We start from the raw sequence: 17,714 nt of genomic DNA, 5'->3' as shown, positions 1-17,714 counted from the left end.
CGCCGTGACACCATGCAGGCGTGGCAGCGGCACCTCCGGCACCGACCTCCCGGCTCCGGGTCGTGGTGGGGGAGGAGGAGCTGCTGCGCGCCCGGGCGGTGAGCGCGGTGCGCGCCGCCGTGCTCGAGCGCCACCCCGACGCCGAGGTCCACGACCTGGTCGCGGCCGGGCTGCCGGTCGGCCAGCTGGCCGACGTGCTGGCCCCCTCGCTGTTCGGCGGCCACCGGCTGGTCCTGGTCGGCGGCGTCCACGAGGCGGCCGGCGCCCTGGCCGACGCCCTCACCGCCTACACCAAGGACCCCGACCCAGACCTCACGCTGGTGATCGTGCACGCCGGCGGCAAGCGCAACGAGGCGCTGGTCAAGGCCTTCAAGGCCGCAGGCGCGGCGGTCGACGAGTGCGCCAAGATCACCTCACCCGGCGACCGGGCGGCGTTCGTGCGCAACGAGGTGCGGTCCGCCGGCGGGCGGATCACCCCCGACGCGCTCGCCGCGCTGGTCGAGGCGGTCGGCAACGACCTGCGGCAGCTCTCCTCGGCGGCGAGCCAGCTGGTCTCCGACTTCGGCGGCACCATCGACGCCGACGCGGTCGCGCGCTTCCACCGCGGGCAGGCCGAGGTCACCGGCTTCACGGTCGCCGAGAAGGTGCTGGTCGGCGACCGTCAGGGGGCGGTGGAGACGCTGCGCTGGGCGCTGGAGCGCGGCGTCGCGCACGTCCTCATCGCCGACGCGATCGCCGACGGCGTGCGGACGGCGGCCCGGGTGGCGAGCCTGAGCAGCAGCAACCCCGGCGACCTCGCGCGCACGCTGAAGATGCCGCCGTGGAAGGTCAAGCGCGCCCAGGCGCAGTCGCGCGGCTGGAGCATCGACGGGCTGCAGCGGGCCATCGGCGTGACGGCCGAGCTCAACGCCGACGTCAAGGGCGCGGCCGCCAGCGCCGACTACGCCCTCGAGCGGGCGGTGCGCCGGATCATCGAGATCCGCACCGAGACCCGGCGGGACCGCGCCGTCCGGGGGCGCTGAGCCGCGCACACCCCCGGGAACGCGACGAGCCCCCGTCCCGGCGGGGACGAGGGCTCGTGCGGAGAGCGGCGGCGCGTCAGCCCTGGAGGCCGGCGAGCTGCTTGGCCATGCCCGACTTGCGGTTGGCGGCCTGGTTCTTGTGGATGATGCCCTTGCTGGCGGCCTTGTCGAGCGCCTTGCTGGCGGTCGCCAGCGCGGTGGCCGCAGCCTCGGCGTCCCCGGCGTCGGCAGCGGTGCGGAACCGCCGGACCGCCGTCTTCAGGGCGGACTTGACCGCGACGTTGCGCTGCCGCCGCCGCTCGTTGGTCTTGATCCGCTTGATCTGGGACTTGATGTTCGCCACGCGTGAGCCTCGGTGTCTGGAAGGGAATGCCTGCTGTCCAACGTCCGGGCGCACGTGCGCACGCGGACCGGCCTGCCAAGATACCAGCGTTCGACGAGCCGTCCCACCCCGGGCCGATCCGCCGTCCGGCACCCCGCCGCGCCGGTCGGTGAACCGTCGGCGGTCCCGTGGGACGATGGCAGCACTGTGACGACTCCCGCTGCCACCGACCCGGCCCGCATCCGGAACTTCTGCATCATCGCCCACATCGACCACGGCAAGTCGACGCTGGCCGACCGGATGCTCGAGGTCACCGGGATCATCGAGGCACGGCAGATGCGCGCCCAGTACCTCGACCGGATGGACATCGAGCGCGAGCGCGGCATCACCATCAAGGCCCAGAACGTGCGGCTGCCGTGGGCGGTGGACGGGGTCGACCACGTCCTCCACATGATCGACACCCCGGGCCACGTCGACTTCACCTACGAGGTGTCCCGCTCGCTGGCCGCCTGCGAGGGCGCCGTGCTGCTCGTCGACGCCGCCCAGGGCATCGAGGCGCAGACGCTGGCCAACCTCTACCTGGCGCTCGAGAACGACCTGCACATCATCCCGGTGCTCAACAAGATCGACTTGCCGGCGGCGCAGCCCGAGCGGTATGCCGAGGAGCTCGCGCACATCATCGGCTGCGACCCCGACGACGTGCTGCGGGTCAGCGGCAAGACCGGCGAGGGCGTGCCCGCGCTGCTCGACAAGATCGTCGCGGAGATCCCGGCGCCCACCGGCAAGGCGGAGGGCCCGGCCCGCGCGCTGATCTTCGACTCGGTCTACGACATCTACCGCGGGGTCATCACCTACGTCCGCGTCGTCGACGGGCGCATCTCCGCCCGCGAGCGGATCAAGATGATGTCCACCGGCGCCACCCACGAGCTGCTCGAGATCGGCGTCATCTCCCCGGAGCCCAAGCCGGTGGACAGCCTCGGCGTCGGCGAGGTCGGCTACTTCATCACCGGCGTGAAGGACGTCCGCCAGTCGCGTGTCGGCGACACGGTCACGCTGCTGAGCACCCCGGCGGCCGAGGCGCTCGGCGGCTACCAGGACCCCAAGCCGATGGTCTACTCCGGCCTCTACCCGATCGACGGCAGCGAGTACCCGCTGCTGCGCGAGGCCCTGGACAAGCTGCTGCTCAACGACGCCGCGCTGGTGTACGAGCCCGAGACCTCCGCGGCGCTGGGTTTCGGCTTCCGCGTCGGCTTCCTCGGCCTGCTGCACCTGGAGATCGTGCGCGAGCGGCTCGAGCGCGAGGGCGGTCTCTCCCTCATCTCCACCGCGCCCAACGTCGTCTACCGCGTGATCATGGAGGACGGCACCGAGCACACGGTGACCAACCCCAGCGACTGGCCGAGCGGCAAGATCGACAAGGTCTTCGAGCCGGTGGTCAACGCCACGATCATCGCGCCGAGCGACTACACCGGCACGATCATGGAGCTCTGCCAGAGCCGCCGCGGCAGCCTCACCGGCATGGACTACCTGTCCGAGTCGCGCGTCGAGCTGCGCTACACGCTGCCCCTCGGCGAGATCATCTTCGACTTCTTCGACGCCCTGAAGTCGCGCACCCGCGGCTACGCCTCCCTCGACTACGCCGAGGCCGGCGAGCAGGAGGCGCAGCTGGTCAAGGTCGACATCCTGCTGCAGGGGGAGCCGGTCGACGCCTTCAGCGCGATCGTGCACAAGGACAAGGCCTACAGCTACGGCGTGATGATGGCCGGCAAGCTGCGCGAGCTCATCCCGCGGCAGCAGTTCGAGGTGCCGATCCAGGCCGCCGTCGGCAGCCGGGTGATCGCCCGCGAGACCATCCGCGCCATCCGCAAGGACGTGCTCGCCAAGTGCTACGGCGGTGACATCACCCGCAAGCGCAAGCTGCTGGAGAAGCAGAAGGAGGGCAAGAAGCGGATGAAGATGGTCGGCCGCGTCGAGGTGCCGCAGGAGGCCTTCGTCGCCGCCCTGTCCAACTCGTCCGAGCAGTCCTCCGCGAAGAAGTGAGCGGCCGGGAGGTGAGCGGCCGCGTCGAGGCTGTCTGCGTCTCCGGCGCCGACCTCTACCGGCTGCCCACCCGGCGCAGCGGCATCGACAAGAAGCCGGTGGCCGGCCGGGTCGCGGTCCACCCGCTCGGCCTCGACGGCGACGTGCAGGTCAACAAGAAGCACCACGGCGGCGAGGGGCAGGCGGTCTACGCCTACGCCCAGGAGGACGCCGCGTGGTGGGAGCGCGAGCTCGGCCGCGAGCTGCCGGCCGGCCGCTTCGGCGAGAACCTGCGCACCAGCGGCCTGGACCTCGACGCGGCGGTGATCGGCGAGCGGTGGCGCATCGGCACCGCGCTGTTCGAGGTGACCGCGTGGCGCACCCCGTGCGCCAACTTCGCCGAGTACTGGGGCGTCCCCGACCTGGTCAAGCGCTTCGCCGCGCGCGGCGCCACCGGCGCCTACCTGCGGGTCCTCGAGACCGGCGAGCTCGCCGCCGGCGACGACGTGCAGGTCGTCGCGCGCCCCGACCACGGGGTGACGGTCGGGGAGGCCTTCCGGATCGTGACCACCCAGCAGGCCCGGCTGCCCGAGCTCGAGCCGGTCCTGCCGTTCCTCCCGCTCAAGGACCAGCCCAAGCTGGCCCGGCGGATCGCCGCCCGGACCGCCACCCGCGCCTGACCGCGCGGGCGTCAGTGCAGCCAGGGCGCGTAGGACAGCCCGACGACGCACCCGTCCACCGACTGCAGCCGGGCCACCGTCTGCCCCCACGGCTCGGTGCGCGCGCCGTGCAGCAGCGGGAACCCCGCCTCCTGCAGCTCGGCCGCGCCGCGCGCCACGGCGTCGGCGTCGGCCAGCTCGAACTCGATGCTCACCTGCGGCACGCGGCGGTCGGCCGGCCAGGTGCCGGTGCCGAAGCACGCCTGCGCGGCCTCGGCCAGCGGCCAGACCCCGAAGTGCTTGCTGCCCCCGATCCGCTCGCTGGCGAAGTACTCGCCCTCCAGGCGCTCGAGCGGCAGGCCCAGGGCCTCGACGAGGAGCCGCCGGCTCTCCGGCGGGTCCGCCGCGACGACGCTGACGCTGGCGATGAACAGGACCTCCACCCGGCGCAGTCTGGCCCGCGACGGGGCGTCGGTGGGTCCCGCGCGCCGCGGCGCGCGCTACCGTCCCCGCGGTAGGCCGGGGCCCCTCCTGGCAACGGGGAGGTCGTCATGCTGCTGCGCCGCGCCGGCGCCGCGCTGCTCGCCGCCGGGCTCGTCCTCGCCGGGTGCGGCGGCGGCTCCGACGAGTCCGCGCCCGACCTGCTCGAGCGCGCGGAGACGACCCTCGACGCCGCCGACAGCGCCCACTTCGTGCTCAGCAGCGACGGCGCTCCCGCCACCGGCACCCTGCTGGTCGGCGGGGAGGGGGACATCCTCCGACCGGCGTCGTTCCAGGGCACGCTGCAGGTGCAGACCGCCGGGGCCACCGCCGACCTCGAGGTCGTCTCGATCGACGGCACCGTCTACGCCCAGCTGCCCTTCGTGCAGACCTGGAGCGAGATCGACCCGGCGCAGTTCGGCTTCGGCGACCCCGGCGCGCTGCTCGACCCCGACACCGGCATCTCCCAGCTGCTCGGGCAGGCCGAGAACGCCGAGCTCGGCGACGAGCGGCGGGTCGACGGCGAGGTGGTCCGCGAGGTGACCGCCGAGCTCCCCGGCCAGCTGGTCGCCGACCTGCTCACCAGCCAGGACCCCGATCGTGCGGTGCAGGCCCGCTTCGCCGTCGCCACCGAGAGCGGCGAGCTGCGGCGCGCCGAGCTCACCGGGCCGTTCTTCACCGCCGAGGACGACGGCACCTACACCCTCGAGCTCAGCGACTTCGGGGCCGATGTCGAGATCAGCGCGCCGCCCACCGGCTGAGCCGGCGACGGCCCCCGCGGTCCCCGGCCTGACCGCCGTCGTCCTCGCGACCCTCGCCGTCCTCGTCACTGCGGCCGACACCTACGTCGTCGTCCTCGCCCTGCCCGACATCCTCACCGGGGTCGGCGTCGGCATCGACGAGCTGCAGAAGGCCACGCCGGTCGTCGGCGGCTTCCTGCTCGGCTACACCGCCACCCTGCCGCTGCTCGGCCGGCTGGCCGACCTGCGCGGGCGGGCGCCGGTGCTGGTCGGCTGCCTGCTGCTGTTCGCGCTGGGCTCGCTGCTCACCGCCACCGCGGTCTCCCTGGGTCCCGCCGTCGCGGGCCGGGTGTTGCAGGGCGTCGGCGCCGGCGGGCTGGTGCCGGCCACGCTCGCCCTGGTGGCCGACCGTTGGCCGCCCGAGCGCCGCGCCCTCCCGCTCGGCGTCGTCGGCGCGGTGCAGGAGGCCGGCGCCGTCCTGGGCCCGCTGGCCGGCGCCGCGGTGCTCGCCGTCTCCGACTGGCGGGCGATCTTCTGGCTCAACCTGCTGCTCGGCCTCGGCCTCGCCGCCGGCGTGCTGGTCACCGGCCGGGCCCGCCGCCCCGACCCGGTCGGCCTCGCCCTGGCCGCCCTCGCGTCGGTCGCGCTCGGCCTGCAGCTGGCCGAGCCCGCCGCGCTGGCCGAGGACGTCACCCTGGGCCTGCTCTACGTCCCGGTGCTCGGCGCCGTCCCGGCGTCGACCCCGCTGGTGCTGACCGCGGCCGCCGCCGGCCTGGCCACGGTGGTGCGCGCGCTGACCCACCCCGACGGCGCCGTGCTGCCCCTCCGCGGGCTGCGGCGGCTGGCCCGCGAGGTGGACGTCGTCGGCTCGCTGCTGGTCGTGGTGGCCCTCGGCTGCCTGGTGTGGGCCTTCGCCGCCGCCGACCCCACCACCCAGGTGGTCGCGCACGGGCCGGTGCTGCTGCCAGTCGCCGCGCTCGCGGCGGTCGCCTTCGTGGTGCACGAGCGGCGCGCCGCCGACCCGGTCCTGCCGCTGGCGGCGCTGCGGCCGGTCGGGGCCTGGGGCGCCCTGCTGGTCAACCTGCTCGTCGGCGTCGCGCTCGTGGCCGCACTGGTCGACGTGCCCCTCTTCGCCCGCGCCACCACGACGCCCGGCGACCAGTTCGGCGCGGCGCTGGTGCTGCTGCGGCTGCTGGTCGCCGTCCCGGTCGGCGCCGTGGCCGGCGGCTGGCTGTGCCGGCGGGTGCCGCCGCGGGTGGTGGCGGCAGTGGGCACGGCGCTCACGGCGCTCGCGCTGGCGGCGATGACCCAGTGGGACGAGCGGTCGCTGGACGGCGCCGGCTCCTGGGCCGTCCTGCTCGCCGCCGGGCTCGGCTTCGGGCTGGCGATCGCGCCGGTCAACGCCGTCCTGCTGGACGTGACCGGCCCGGCCGTGCACGGCAGCGCCGGGGCGCTCGCCGTGGTGGCCCGCACGGTCGGCATGCTCGTCGGGCTCTCACTGCTCACCGCGGTGGCGCTGCGCCGGTTCACCGCCGAGGTGGCCGCGATCGGCTCGCCGGTCGAGCTCTGCCCGCGCACGCCCGCCGACTGCCCCGCCTACGACGCGGCCACCGACGCCGCCGTCCTCACCCAGCTGCACACCGTCTTCGCGGGCGCGGCGGTCGCCGCCGCGCTGGCCGCCGTCGCCGCGCTCGTGCTGCTCCGGGCGCCCCGCGCCCGACCGGTGGGCTGAGCGCGGCGCGTCAGGCGGCTTCGGGCTCCAGCGCCTCGCCGGCGTCCGGCGCGGCCTGCCGGCCGAGGCCCGCGGGGAGCCGGACGGCGGCGAGCGCGGCGACGGCGGTCAGCGCGGCCGCGGTCCAGAGCCCGGCGCGGAACCCGTCGAGGAGCCCGGGCGCGGTGCCCGCGGCGCCGGTCACCGCCCCGGCCACCCCCGCGATGCCCGCCAGCCCGAGCGCCGGGCCGAGCTCCTGCGACGTGTTGACCACGCCGGCGGCGGCGCCCCGGTCGGCGGGGGGCACCGCGGCCGTCGCCGCGACGAACACCGGCGCGTAGCTCAGCGCGCTGCCGGTGCCGACCAGCAGCAGCGCCGGCAGGACGTCGGTCCAGTACGAGCCGGAGACGCTCATCGCGCTGAGCAGCAGCATGCCGGCGGCGCTCAGGAGCAGGCCGGCCACCAGCGGCACCCGCACGCCGCGGCTGGTCACGAGCCTGGCCGCGATCGGCGACAGCGCCATGATCAGGCCGGTGATCGGCGCGAAGGCCAGACCGACGGCGAGGGCGGACCAGCCGAGCACCACCTGGAGGTACAGCGTCGTGAAGAACAGGCAGGCGGCGACCGTGGCGGCCGACGTCGCGAGGACCAGGTTCCCGGTCAGCACGCCGGGCGCGCGGAGGAGTCGCCCGTCGACGAGCGGCGCCGACGCCCGGCGCTGCTGCAGGACGAAGGCCCCCAGGACCGCCGCGGCGATCGCCAGCAGGAGCAGGGTCGGACCACGCAGCCCGCGGTCGGGCAGCGACGCGATCGCGAGGACGGCGGGCACGAGGCCGGCCACGAGGAGGACGGCGCCGCCGACGGGCAGGCGGTCGCCGGGCACCCGGGACTCCCGCAGGACGCGCAGCGCCAGGACGACCGCGGCGATCCCCACCGGCAGGTGCAGGTAGAAGATCCACCGCCACCCGAGCGTGTCCAGCACGACACCGCCGAGCACCTGGCCGGCGATCGCGCCACCGGCGCCGACGGCTCCCCACGCCCCGAGCGCCGCGTTGCGCGCGGCCGTGCTGTCGAAGCGGGCGAGGAGCAGCGCGAGCGCGTTCGGGCTGACCAGTGCGGCCCCAACACCCTGCAGCGCCCGGGCGGCGAAGAACTGCCACGGCGCCTGGGCCAGCCCGACCAGCAGCGACGACGCGGTGAAGACGACGAGGCCGGTCACGAACAGGCGACGCCGGCCGAGCACGTCACCGGAACGGCCGGCGGCGATGAGCAGGCTGCCGAACGTGACGGTGTAGGCGACCGCGGTCAGCGCGAGCTGGGTGTCGGGCAGGCCGAGCGAACCGCGCAGGGTGGGCAGGGCGACGTTCACGACGACGACGTCGACGATCAGCATGAACTGGGCTGCGCACAGCACGCCGACGGCGAGCCGGTCGCTGCGGGTCATGGTGGCTCTGCTTCCGGCCATCAGGAGCTCCTCGGGGGCGGAGGGGTCGGTGGGCCTGCGCCGCTGAATGTAAACGAACGACCATTTACTATCAACCCCGTGCGCGCTCTATCCGCGCCGGCCGCGGGAGGAGGGGTCAGCTGCGGCGGACGAGGCCGAGCAGGGCGTCCAGCCGCCGGGCGACGGCCTCCGCAGGCCGGCCGTCCGGGTCGAGGCCCCAGGACACCAGGGCGCCGTTGTAGGTCGCGTGGACGAGGGAGCCCAGCGCGTCGGGGTCGGTGTCGTCCGGCAGCTCGCCGGCGTCCCGGGCCGCGGTCAGCACGTCGACGACGGCGGCCAGGACCCCTTGCGCGTGACGACGGGCCAGGGCCTGGAACTCGGGGTCGGAGAGGTCCAGCAGCAGGAGGGACAGGTGGTTCGCGAACTCCGCCGGGGTCCGGAGCGCGGCCGCCTCGTCGCTGAGCACCTCGACCAGACCGGCCAGCTTGCGGTCACCGGTGGCGGCGGCGCGGATCCGCCGCGGTGCGGCGTCGACGTCGTGCGCCGCGAGGGCGAGCAGGAGCCCGCGCCGGGAGCCGAACCGCTGCAGCAGCGTGGCGGGCGCCAGCCCGACGCGGGTGCCGACGTCGGCGAGCGTGAGGCGGGACGGCCCGACCTCCCCGACCGCAGCGGCGGTCGCGGCGAGGATCGCCTCGTCGTCCACGGTCCGAGGGCGGGGCACGCCGCGACGGTAGCCGCTGGCGCGGCGATTCGTGGAGGAGCGCTCGGTCCGGTGCACGACGAGTCGACCCCCCGCCGGACGCGCGACCTCCGAGCGGCGCGCGGCACTACGGTGGGCCCCGGTCCGGCGGACCGCCGGACCGGGCCGCAACCCGAGCGGAGGCTCCCATGCCCGTGGGGATCGTCACCGACGTGCCGGCGCCGATCGAGGTGTACGACGCCCTCCACGCGGAACTCCTCCGCCGCTTCCCCGGAGCGGCCGCGGGGCTGCTGCTGCACGTCGCGCGGCCCACCGCGGGCGGCTTCCAGGTCCTGGAGGTCTGGGAGTCGCGGGAGGTGTTCGACCGCTACAACGCCGAGGTCGTCTTCCCGCTGATGGCCGAGCTCTCGGGCGGCGCACCGCTGCCCGCGGCCCCGCCGCCGGAGGAGTTCGAGGTCCGCGGGCTCGTCCTCCAGGGCGCCGAGGTCCGGGTCTGAGGACTCGCGCTCAGAGGGTGAAGACGATCTTCCCGTTCGTCCGCCCCTCGAGCATGCGCGCGAAGCCCTCGCGTGCCCGGGGCAGCGGCAGCTCCACGTCGATCTGCGGCCGGACGCCGGTGACCCGGCACATCTGGACGAGGTCCTCGAGCTCGTCCCGGGTCCCCATGGTGGAGCCGATGACCGACAGCTGGGTGAAGAACACCCGGTTGAGCTCCGCGCCGGGGTTGAAGCCGGTGGTCGCGCCCGAGGTCACCAGCACGCCGCCCGGCCTGAGCGACTTGACGCTGTGCGACCAGGTGGCCTCGCCGACGGTCTCCATGACGCCGTCGACGCGCTCGGGCAGCCGGGCCCCGGTCTCGAAGGCCTGGTCGGCGCCGAGGGCCAGGGCCGCCTGCCGCTTCTCCTCGCTGCGGCCGGTCACCCAGATCCGGTAGCCGGCGGCCGTGCCCAGCGCGATCAGCGCGGTGGCGACGCCGCCGCTCGCGCCCTGCACCAGCACCGTCTGCCCGGGCCGCAGGCCGGACCGCACGAACAGCATCCGGTAGGCGGTCAGCCAGGCGGTGGGCAGGCAGGCCGCCTCGGCGAAGGACAGCTCGGCCGGCTTGGGCAGCAGGTTCCGCCGGGGGACGGCGACCCGCTCGGCCATCGTGCCCTGGTGCAGCTCGCTGAACAGCGTGCGCTTGGGGTCGAGCGTCTCGTCACCGGTCCAGCCGGGGCTGGCGACGACGCCGTGGACGACGACCTCGTTGCCGTCCTCGTCGAGCCCGGCGGCGTCGGTGCCGAGGATCATCGGCATCCGCTCCTGCGGCAGGCCCACCCCGCGCAGGCTGAACAGGTCGTGGTGGTTGAGCGAGACCGCCTTGACCCGGACCGTCGTCCAGCCGTCGGGCGCCTCCGGCTCGGGGCGCTCCCCGATCTCCAGCACGGAGAGCGGGTCCTTCGGTGCGGGCGTCGAGACGAAGGCAGCGAGCATGACCCGCAAGCTAACGAACGACCACGACCGCGTCCTGGCGGGGGACGAACTCGCCGATCACCGGGGCGCCGGGCACCTCGCCGCCGAGCAGCAGCCCGCCGGAGGTCTGCGCGTCGGCGAGCAGCAGCGCCTCGCCCTCGTCGACCGCCGAGAGGTCGGCGTGCGGGCGCACCCAGTCGAGGTTGCGGCGGGTGCCGCCGGAGACGAAGCCGGCCGCCAGCGCCTCCCGGGCGCCGGCCAGGTACGGGACGGCGGCGGCGTCGACCACCGCCGTCACGCCGCTGGCCCGGGCCATCTTGTAGAGGTGGCCGAGCAGGCCGAAGCCGGTGACGTCGGTGCCGGCCCGGATGCCGGCCGCGACCGCCGCCCGGCCCGCCTCGCGGTTGAGGGCGGTCATCGAGGCGACCGCCTCCTCGGAGACCTCGCCGGTCTGCTTGTGCCGGCTGTTGAGGACGCCGACGCCCAGCGGCTTGGTCAGCGACAGCGGCGTGCCGGCGACCGCGGCGTCGTTGCGGATCACCCGGTCGACGTCGACCAGGCCGGTCACCGCCATGCCGTACTTGGGCTCGGGGTCGTCGATCGAGTGGCCGCCGCCGACGTGGCAGCCGGCCTCCCGGGCCACGTCGAGGCCGCCGCGCAGCACCTCGGCGGCCAGCTCGGCGGGCAGCACGTCGCGCGGCCAGCCGAGCAGGTTCACCGCCAGCACGGGGGTGCCGCCCATGGCGTAGACGTCGGAGAGCGCGTTGGCCGCCGCGATCCGCCCGAAGGTGTACGCGTCGTCGACGACCGGGGTGAAGAAGTCGGTGGTGAGCACGAGGCCCTGGCCGCCGGCGATCCGCACGACCGCGGCGTCGTCGCCGTCGTCGAGGCCGACGACGAGCTCGGCGGCCGGGGCGGCGGGTCCGCCGGCGGTGAGCCCGGCGACGACGGCCTCGAGCTCGCCGGGCGGGATCTTGCAGGCGCAGCCCCCGCCGTGCGCGTACTGGGTCAGCCGGATGGTGGCGGGCGCGCTGGTCACCGCCCGAATCTATGCGCGGATCAGGACTTCCCGCCCGGCAGCACGGTCAGCCGCGGCGGGGTGCCCGGCCGGGCCGGCGGCGCGGTGCGGCCGAGCGCACGGCCGGCCGGGTGGGTGCGCGAGGGGGCGCCGAACAGCGCCGGGTCGCGGCGGGGCGCGGGCTCGGTGGTGAGCTCGACGGCCTCGACGCGGTCCTCGCGGAACCAGCGCGGCGCCTGCCGCTCCCGGCACCACGCCACCAGGAACCAGTGGTCGCTGCTGCGGGCCAGCAGCTGCGGCTCCACCTCGCGGCGCGTCGCCTGCCCCTTGCCGTCGCGGTAGCGCAGGACGAGCACCCGGTGCCGGGCGACGGCCTGCTCGACGACGGCGCGCATCTCGGCCGACCGGCCGGCCTCGGCGCTGACCCACAAGCTGGTGGCCAGCAGCTGCGCGCGGCGCTGCGGGTCGGGCTCGAGGACGTCGAGGACCTTCTCCAGCGCGCCCCGGCCGGCGTCGGCGTAGGCGCCGTCGGGCTGCGCGGCGAGGGCGACGGCGACGGCCGCGGCCTCCTCGGGGGTGAGGGCGAGCGGCGGCAGCGTCGCGGCGGGGCGGTGCTCGGTGCGGGCCATGCCGGGATGGTGACGGGGGGCACCGACAGTTCTGCGCGGCCGACCGCCACGTAGGCTGCCCGGCGGAGGCGTCAGGGTGCCTGGTGGCCCCCGCGGCCTCTAAAGCCGACGTGACCGAGCAGCTCGGTCAGGCGGGTTCGATTCCCGTCCGCCTCCGCCACCTCCCTCCCGCGCCTACGCTTCGGGCGTGGTGATCACCGACCCGCGCCGGCAGGTGCCCCGCACCGACGCGCTGCTCGCCGAGCCGGCGCTCGCCGCGGCGGCCGAGGCGCTCGACCGGGCCCTGGTGAAGCGGGCCGTGCAGGAGGTCCAGCACCGGATCCGGGCCGGCGAGCTGGCGCCCGCGGCCGCGGTCGCCGCCGTCCTGGAGTCGCTGCCGCCGACCGCGAGCAGCCTGCGCCCGGTGCTCAACGCCACCGGAGTTCTGGTGCACACCAACCTCGGCCGGTCCCCGCTGTCGCCGGCCGCCGTCGCCGCCATGGCCGCCGCCGGCGGCACGACCGACGTCGAGCTGGACCTGCCCTCCGGCCGCCGCGGCCCGCGCGGGGAGGCGGCGATCGCCGCGCTGCTGGCCGCCGTCCCCGCCGCCGAGGCCGCGATCGTGGTGAACAACTGCGCCGCCGCCCTGGCGCTCGTCGCCACCGCGCTCGGCCAGGGGCGCGAGCTGGTGCTGGCCCGCGGCGAGCTGGTCGAGATCGGCGACGGCTTCCGCATCCCCGAGCTGCTCGCCTCGACCGGCGCCCGGCTGCGCGAGGTGGGGACGACGAACCGGGTCACCGTGGACGACTACCGCGACGCGCTGCACGACGACACCGGCGCCGTGCTGAAGGTGCACCCGTCGAACTTCGTCGTCCGCGGCTTCACCCGCTCGGTGCCGGTGCGGGAGCTGGCGGCCGCGCTGCACGGCAGCGGCGTGCCGCTGGTGGCCGACGTCGGCTCGGGCCTGCCCGCCCCGCACCCCGCGCTGCCCGACGAGCCCGACCTGCAGTCGACCCTGGCCGACGGCGCCGACCTCGTGCTGGCCAGCGGCGACAAGCTGCTCGGCGGACCGCAGACCGGCCTGGTCCTCGGCCGCGCCGACCTCGTGCAGCGGCTGCGCCGGCACCCGCTGTACCGGGCGCTGCGGGTCGACAAGACCACGCTGGCCGCGCTCGAGGCGACGCTGCGCGGGCCCACGCCGCCGGTGCGCGCGATGCTCGCCGCCGACGTCGAGGGGCTGCGGGCCCGCGCCCGCGCGCTCGCCGGGCGGCTCGCCGCGGCCGGGGTCGACGCCCGGGCGGTGGACAGCGAGGCCCGGGTGGGCGGGGGAGGGGCGCCCGAGCACCCGCTGCCCAGCGCGGCGGTCTCGCTGCCGCCGTCCTTCGCCGAGCCGCTGCGGCTGGGGGTGCCGCCGGTGGTCGGCCACCTGACCGACGACCGCACGCTGCTCGACCTGCGCAGCCTGCTCCCGGCCGACGACGAGGCGCTGGCCGGCGCGGTGCTGGAGGTGGCCCGCGCGTGGACGTGATCGCCACCGCCGGCCACGTCGACCACGGCAAGTCCACCCTGGTGCGGGCGCTCACCGGCATGGAGCCCGACCGCTGGGAGGAGGAGCGCCGCCGGGGGCTGACCATCGACCTCGGCTTCGCCTGGACGACGCTGCCGTCGGGCCGGCGGCTCGCGGTGGTGGACGTGCCGGGCCACGAGCGCTTCGTGGGCAACATGCTCGCCGGCGTCGGCCCGGTGCCCGCGGCGCTGGTGGTGGTCGCCGCCGACGACGGCTGGTCGGCGCAGACCGCCGAGCACGTCGCCGTCCTCGACGCCCTCGGGGTGCGGCACGCGCTGCTCGCCGTCACCAAGGCGGACCTGGCCGACCCGGCGCCGGTGCTGGCCGACGCGCGCCGGCGGCTGGCGACGACGTCCATGCGCGACGTGCCCGCGGTGGCGGTCAGCGCGGTCACCGGCGCGGGCGTCGCCGACGTCGCCGCCGCCCTCGACCGGGTGCTGGCGGCCCTGCCCGCGCCCGACCGCGCGGCGCCGGTGCGGCTGTGGGTCGACCGGGCGTTCACCATCCGCGGCGCCGGCACCGTGGTCACCGGCACGCTGGCCGCCGGCGCCGTCGCGCCCGGCGACCGGCTGGAGCTGGCCGACCGCGAGGTCGTCGTCCGGGGCGTGCACTCCCTCGGCGAGCCGGTGGAGCGGGCCGCCGCCACCGCGCGCGTGGCGCTCAACCTGCGCGGCGTCGCGCTCGAGGAGCTCTCCCGCGGCGACGCGCTGCTCACCCCCGGCGCCTTCCGCCGCACCGACCAGGTCGACGTCACCCTCGACGCGGTGCCGGAGGACCGGCTGCCCGCGGAGCCGGTGGTGCACGTCGGGTCGGCGACGGTGGCCGCGCGGCTGCGGCCGCTGGAGGGCAGCGCGCTGCGGCTGCGGCTGGCCGCGCCGCTGCCGCTGCGGGTGGGGGACCGGCTGCTGGTGCGCGATCCGGGCACCCGGCGGGTGGTCGGCGCCGACGTGCGGGACGTCGCCCCGCCGGAGCTGCGCCGGCGCGGCGCCGCCCGGCAGCGCGCGGCGGAGCTGGCCGCCCAGCTGCCGGGGGCGGCGGGCGCGGTCGCCGACCTGGCCCGGCGGCGCGTCGTGCTGGCCGACGACTTCGCGGCGATGGGCTGGCCGGTGCCCGAGGGGACGACGACGGTCGGGCCGTGGCTGGTGGCACCCGGGGTGCTCGACGAGCTGGGCGCCCGGCTGCCCGGCGTGGTGGCCCGGTACCGGCAGCTGCGGCCGCTCGAGCCGGGCCCGCCGGTCGACGTCGTGCGGCGCGCGCTGGAGCTGCCCGACGCCCAGCTGGTCGGAGCCGTCGTGCGGCCGCCGCTGGCGCTGCGCGACGGGCGCGTGGTCGAGGCGTCCGCGGGCCTGCCGCCGGCCGTGCAGCGCGCGGTGGACCAGCTGCGGGCGCGGCTGGCGGACGCTCCGTTCGCCGCTCCCGAGGCCGGTGAGCTGGCCGCGGCGGGGCTCGGCCCGCGGGAGCTGGCGGCGGCGGTGCGGGACGGCCAGCTGGTGCGGATCGCCGACGGCGTCTACCTCGCGCCCGACGTGCAGGGCCCGGCCCGCGCCGCGCTGGCCGGCCTGCCCGCGCCGTTCACCCTGAGCCAGGCCCGTCAGGCGTGGGGCACCAGCCGCCGGGTCGCCGTCCCGCTGATGGAGTGGCTCGACGCCCGAGGGGTGACCCAGCGGCTGCCGGACAACTCCCGCCGGCTGCGCTGAGCCCGGTCAGCCGGCCGCCGCGCAGGAAGGCCTCGCGCTGCTCGGTCTCCTCGTCGCGCACCGGCAGCGTGGACACGTCGGTCGTCTCGACCAGGTCCTCGGGCCGCACCGGCTCGGGCAGGTGCCGGAAGCGCTCGTCGTCGCGCCGCTCGGTCATGGCAGGAGTGTGCCGGTGCTAGTGCTCCGCTGCTAGTGCTCCGCCCACCAGGGTGGGCAGAGCACTAGGACGCCGGTACCCACCTGGCGGGCCGCTTCTCCCGGAAGGCCGCGATGCCCTCCTGGCCCTCCTCGCTCGCGAAGAACCGGGCCGAGAGCTCCAGCAGCTCGTCGAACCGCAGGGGAGGAGCGCCGGCGCGCAGCAGCCCCTTGGTCTCGGCCAGCGCCGCGGGCGCGCCGGCCGCCAGCGCGCCGACCTGCTGCGCGACCACCGCGGAGACCTCGTCGTCGGCGGTGACCAGGTCGACCAGCCCGCCGGCCGCCGCGGCGGCGGCGTCGAACACCTCACCGGTGAGCATCAGCCGGTGCGCGACGTGCGGCACCATCCGCGGCAGCACCACCGCCGAGATGACCGCGGGCACGACGCCGATCCGGACCTCGCTGAACGCGAACGTGGCCGACCGCCCCGCGACCACCACGTCGCACGCGGCCAGCAGCCCGACCCCGCCGGCCCGCGCCGGGCCGCGGACGGCGGCCAGCACCGGCTTCGGCGACGACCAGATCGCCTCGAGGATCTCGGGGAACTCGCGCACCCCCTGGTCCTGCACGCCGCCCCCCGCGGCCTCGGACAGGTCCATGCCGGAGCAGAACACCCGCCCGGTGTGGTCGAGCACGACCACCCGCACCGCGTCGTCGGCGAGCGCCTCGGTCAGCGCGGCGCGCAGCTGCGCGCGCATCGCGCGGGACAGGGCGTTCCGGTTGGCGGGGGAGTCGAGGGTCAGGGTCGCCACCCCGCGCTCGACCGTGACCTTCAGGACGTCGTCGTCGCTCACGGCCGCCGATCCTGCCGGTCGGCGCCGCCGACGGGGGACACTGGGAGCAGATGGACACCTTCGAGCTGCCGGAGACCGCCCGCGACGGCCTGGCCACCACGCCCTTCGGGCTGTACGTGCACGTGCCGTTCTGCGCCACCCGCTGCGGCTACTGCGACTTCAACACCTACACCTCCGAGGAGCTGGGCCCCGGCGCCAACCGGTCGGAGTACGCGGGGACGGCGATCGCCGAGCTGCGCGCCGCCGCGGCGGCCCTCGGCCCCGATCTCCCGACGGTGCGCACCGTCTTCGTCGGCGGCGGCACGCCCACGCTGCTGCCCACCGACGACCTGGCCGCCGTCCTCGCCGAGGTCCACCGGCTGTTCCCGGTCGCCGGCGACGTCGAGGTGACCACCGAGGCCAACCCGGAGACGGTCACCCCGGCGTCGCTGGAGCGGCTGCGCGCGGCCGGCTACACCCGGGTCAGCCTCGGCATGCAGTCGGCCGCCGAGCACGTGCTCGCCGTCCTCGACCGCCGGCACACGCCCGGCCGGGCCGTCGAGGCCGCCCACGAGGCGCGCGCCGCCGGCTTCGAGCACGTCAACCTCGACCTCATCTACGGCACGCCGGGGGAGACCGACGCCGACTGGGCGGCCTCGCTCGACGCCGTGCTCGCCGCTCCGGTCGACCACGTGAGCGCCTACGCGCTCATCGTCGAGGAGGGCACCCGGCTGGCCCGGCGGATCCGTCGCGGCGAGCTGCCGATGCCGGACGACGACGTCCTGGCCGACCGCTACGAGCAGGCCGACGCGACGCTGCGCACGGCCGGCTTCGAGTGGTACGAGGTCAGCAACTGGGCGACCGGCGACGCCGCCCGCTGCCGGCACAACGAGCTGTACTGGGCCGGCGCGAACTGGTGGGGGATCGGCCCGGGCGCGCACAGCCACGTCGGCGGCCTGCGCTGGTGGAACGTCAAGCACCCGGCCGCCTACGCCGAGCGGCTGACCCGCGGCGAGAGCCCGGCCGCCGGCAGCGAGCGGCTCGACGACGCCGACCGGGCGCTGGAGGCGATCATGCTCGGGCTGCGGCTGCGCGACGGCCTCCCGCTCACCGCGCTGTCCGACACCGGCCGCCGCCGCGCCGCCGCCGCCGTCGCCGACGGCCTGCTGGAGCCGGCGGCGCACGCCGGCGGCCGCGCCGTCCTCACCGACCGCGGGCGGCTGCTCGCCGACGCCGTCGTCCGGGACCTGACCGACTGAGCACCCCCGCATGACGGATGTCAGGGCGGACCGACGACGTCCCGCACT

Annotated in this window: 17 protein-coding genes and 1 tRNA gene; 10 read left to right on the top strand and 8 right to left on the bottom strand. The window is 76.3% G+C overall.

Going from position 1 to position 17,714, the window contains the following annotated elements; all coding sequences use genetic code 11:
- Positions 1 to 20 precede the first annotated feature (20 nt).
- Positions 21 to 1,022: a DNA polymerase III subunit delta gene (holA, locus tag ACI78S_RS12500; RefSeq protein ID WP_456973670.1), complete on the top strand. Its 1,002-nt coding sequence runs from the start codon at positions 21 to 23 to the stop codon at positions 1,020 to 1,022.
- A gap of 76 nt (positions 1,023 to 1,098) precedes the next feature.
- Here the strand turns inward: holA and rpsT are convergent, their stop codons facing one another.
- Positions 1,099 to 1,365 (bottom strand): 30S ribosomal protein S20, encoded by a 267-nt coding sequence (gene rpsT, locus ACI78S_RS12495; RefSeq protein WP_456973668.1) that lies wholly within the window; start codon positions 1,363 to 1,365, stop codon positions 1,099 to 1,101.
- Between the two features lie 186 nt (positions 1,366 to 1,551).
- Here rpsT and lepA point away from each other — a divergent pair, with 186 nt between their 5' ends.
- Both lepA and ACI78S_RS12485 read left to right on the top strand, forming a co-directional pair.
- Entirely contained in the window at positions 1,552 to 3,384 is a 1,833-nt protein-coding gene (lepA, locus tag ACI78S_RS12490) for a translation elongation factor 4 (RefSeq protein WP_456973666.1), read from the top strand.
- Positions 3,385 to 3,395: 11 nt separating this feature from the next.
- Positions 3,396 to 4,043, top strand: a complete 648-nt coding sequence (locus ACI78S_RS12485; RefSeq protein WP_456973664.1) for an MOSC domain-containing protein — start codon at positions 3,396 to 3,398, stop codon at positions 4,041 to 4,043.
- A gap of 11 nt (positions 4,044 to 4,054) precedes the next feature.
- Here ACI78S_RS12485 and ACI78S_RS12480 read toward each other — a convergent pair whose 3' ends face one another.
- On the bottom strand, positions 4,055 to 4,465 hold the full coding sequence (locus ACI78S_RS12480) for a hypothetical protein (RefSeq protein WP_456973662.1): 411 nt from the start codon (positions 4,463 to 4,465) through the stop codon (positions 4,055 to 4,057).
- A 108-nt stretch (positions 4,466 to 4,573) separates the two neighbouring features.
- Between ACI78S_RS12480 and ACI78S_RS12475 the strand changes: the two genes are divergently transcribed.
- Complete coding sequence (locus ACI78S_RS12475) at positions 4,574 to 5,263, top strand: LppX_LprAFG lipoprotein (RefSeq protein ID WP_456973660.1); 690 nt, start codon at positions 4,574 to 4,576, stop codon at positions 5,261 to 5,263.
- The gene (locus tag ACI78S_RS12470; RefSeq protein ID WP_456973658.1) at positions 5,232 to 6,974 is read left to right on the top strand and encodes an MFS transporter; all 1,743 of its coding nucleotides are present in this window, start codon (positions 5,232 to 5,234) and stop codon (positions 6,972 to 6,974) included. The genes ACI78S_RS12475 and ACI78S_RS12470 overlap by 32 nt, the downstream gene beginning before the upstream one ends.
- A gap of 10 nt (positions 6,975 to 6,984) precedes the next feature.
- Here ACI78S_RS12470 and ACI78S_RS12465 read toward each other — a convergent pair whose 3' ends face one another.
- Complete coding sequence (locus ACI78S_RS12465) at positions 6,985 to 8,397, bottom strand: MFS transporter (RefSeq protein ID WP_456973656.1); 1,413 nt, start codon at positions 8,395 to 8,397, stop codon at positions 6,985 to 6,987.
- A 136-nt stretch (positions 8,398 to 8,533) separates the two neighbouring features.
- Positions 8,534 to 9,118 carry a TetR/AcrR family transcriptional regulator gene (locus tag ACI78S_RS12460; RefSeq protein WP_456973654.1) on the bottom strand — a complete coding sequence of 195 codons (585 nt, stop codon included), beginning with the start codon at positions 9,116 to 9,118 and terminating at the stop codon, positions 8,534 to 8,536.
- 167 nt (positions 9,119 to 9,285) lie between these two features.
- On the opposite strand from ACI78S_RS12460, the gene ACI78S_RS12455 reads away from it, so the two are divergent.
- On the top strand, positions 9,286 to 9,594 hold the full coding sequence (locus ACI78S_RS12455; RefSeq protein ID WP_456973652.1) for a hypothetical protein: 309 nt from the start codon (positions 9,286 to 9,288) through the stop codon (positions 9,592 to 9,594).
- Positions 9,595 to 9,604: 10 nt separating this feature from the next.
- Here the strand turns inward: ACI78S_RS12455 and ACI78S_RS12450 are convergent, their stop codons facing one another.
- The 3 genes from ACI78S_RS12450 to ACI78S_RS12440 are packed head-to-tail and all read right to left on the bottom strand — an operon-like array spanning position 9,605 to position 12,196.
- Positions 9,605 to 10,570, bottom strand: coding sequence for a zinc-binding dehydrogenase (locus ACI78S_RS12450; RefSeq protein ID WP_456973651.1), 966 nt, complete (start codon positions 10,568 to 10,570; stop codon positions 9,605 to 9,607).
- Positions 10,571 to 10,580: 10 nt separating this feature from the next.
- Positions 10,581 to 11,588: a selenide, water dikinase SelD gene (gene selD, locus ACI78S_RS12445; RefSeq protein WP_456973649.1), complete on the bottom strand. Its 1,008-nt coding sequence runs from the start codon at positions 11,586 to 11,588 to the stop codon at positions 10,581 to 10,583.
- A 20-nt stretch (positions 11,589 to 11,608) separates the two neighbouring features.
- Positions 11,609 to 12,196, bottom strand: coding sequence for a helix-turn-helix transcriptional regulator (locus ACI78S_RS12440; protein WP_456973647.1), 588 nt, complete (start codon positions 12,194 to 12,196; stop codon positions 11,609 to 11,611).
- A gap of 64 nt (positions 12,197 to 12,260) precedes the next feature.
- On the opposite strand from ACI78S_RS12440, the gene ACI78S_RS12435 reads away from it, so the two are divergent.
- The 3 genes from ACI78S_RS12435 to selB all read left to right on the top strand — a co-directional run bounded on the left by ACI78S_RS12435 (position 12,261) and on the right by selB (position 15,439).
- Positions 12,261 to 12,356 (top strand) — tRNA-OTHER (locus tag ACI78S_RS12435).
- A gap of 27 nt (positions 12,357 to 12,383) precedes the next feature.
- Positions 12,384 to 13,703 carry an L-seryl-tRNA(Sec) selenium transferase gene (gene selA / locus ACI78S_RS12430; RefSeq protein WP_456973645.1) on the top strand — a complete coding sequence of 440 codons (1,320 nt, stop codon included), beginning with the start codon at positions 12,384 to 12,386 and terminating at the stop codon, positions 13,701 to 13,703.
- Positions 13,694 to 15,439: a selenocysteine-specific translation elongation factor gene (gene selB, locus ACI78S_RS12425; protein ID WP_456973643.1), complete on the top strand. Its 1,746-nt coding sequence runs from the start codon at positions 13,694 to 13,696 to the stop codon at positions 15,437 to 15,439. The genes selA and selB overlap by 10 nt, the downstream gene beginning before the upstream one ends.
- A gap of 221 nt (positions 15,440 to 15,660) precedes the next feature.
- On the opposite strand, the gene ACI78S_RS12420 is transcribed toward selB, so the two are convergent.
- Positions 15,661 to 16,428 (bottom strand): enoyl-CoA hydratase-related protein, encoded by a 768-nt coding sequence (locus ACI78S_RS12420; RefSeq protein WP_456973641.1) that lies wholly within the window; start codon positions 16,426 to 16,428, stop codon positions 15,661 to 15,663.
- A gap of 50 nt (positions 16,429 to 16,478) precedes the next feature.
- On the opposite strand from ACI78S_RS12420, the gene hemW reads away from it, so the two are divergent.
- On the top strand, positions 16,479 to 17,666 hold the full coding sequence (hemW, locus tag ACI78S_RS12415) for a radical SAM family heme chaperone HemW (protein WP_456973639.1): 1,188 nt from the start codon (positions 16,479 to 16,481) through the stop codon (positions 17,664 to 17,666).
- The last annotated feature ends 48 nt before the right edge of the window (positions 17,667 to 17,714 follow it).

The sequence above is a fragment of the Geodermatophilus sp. SYSU D00815 genome (assembly GCF_054050035.1).
The sequence above is the reverse complement of the archived record's forward strand: the minus strand, read 5'-3'. Positions and strand labels throughout refer to the sequence as shown.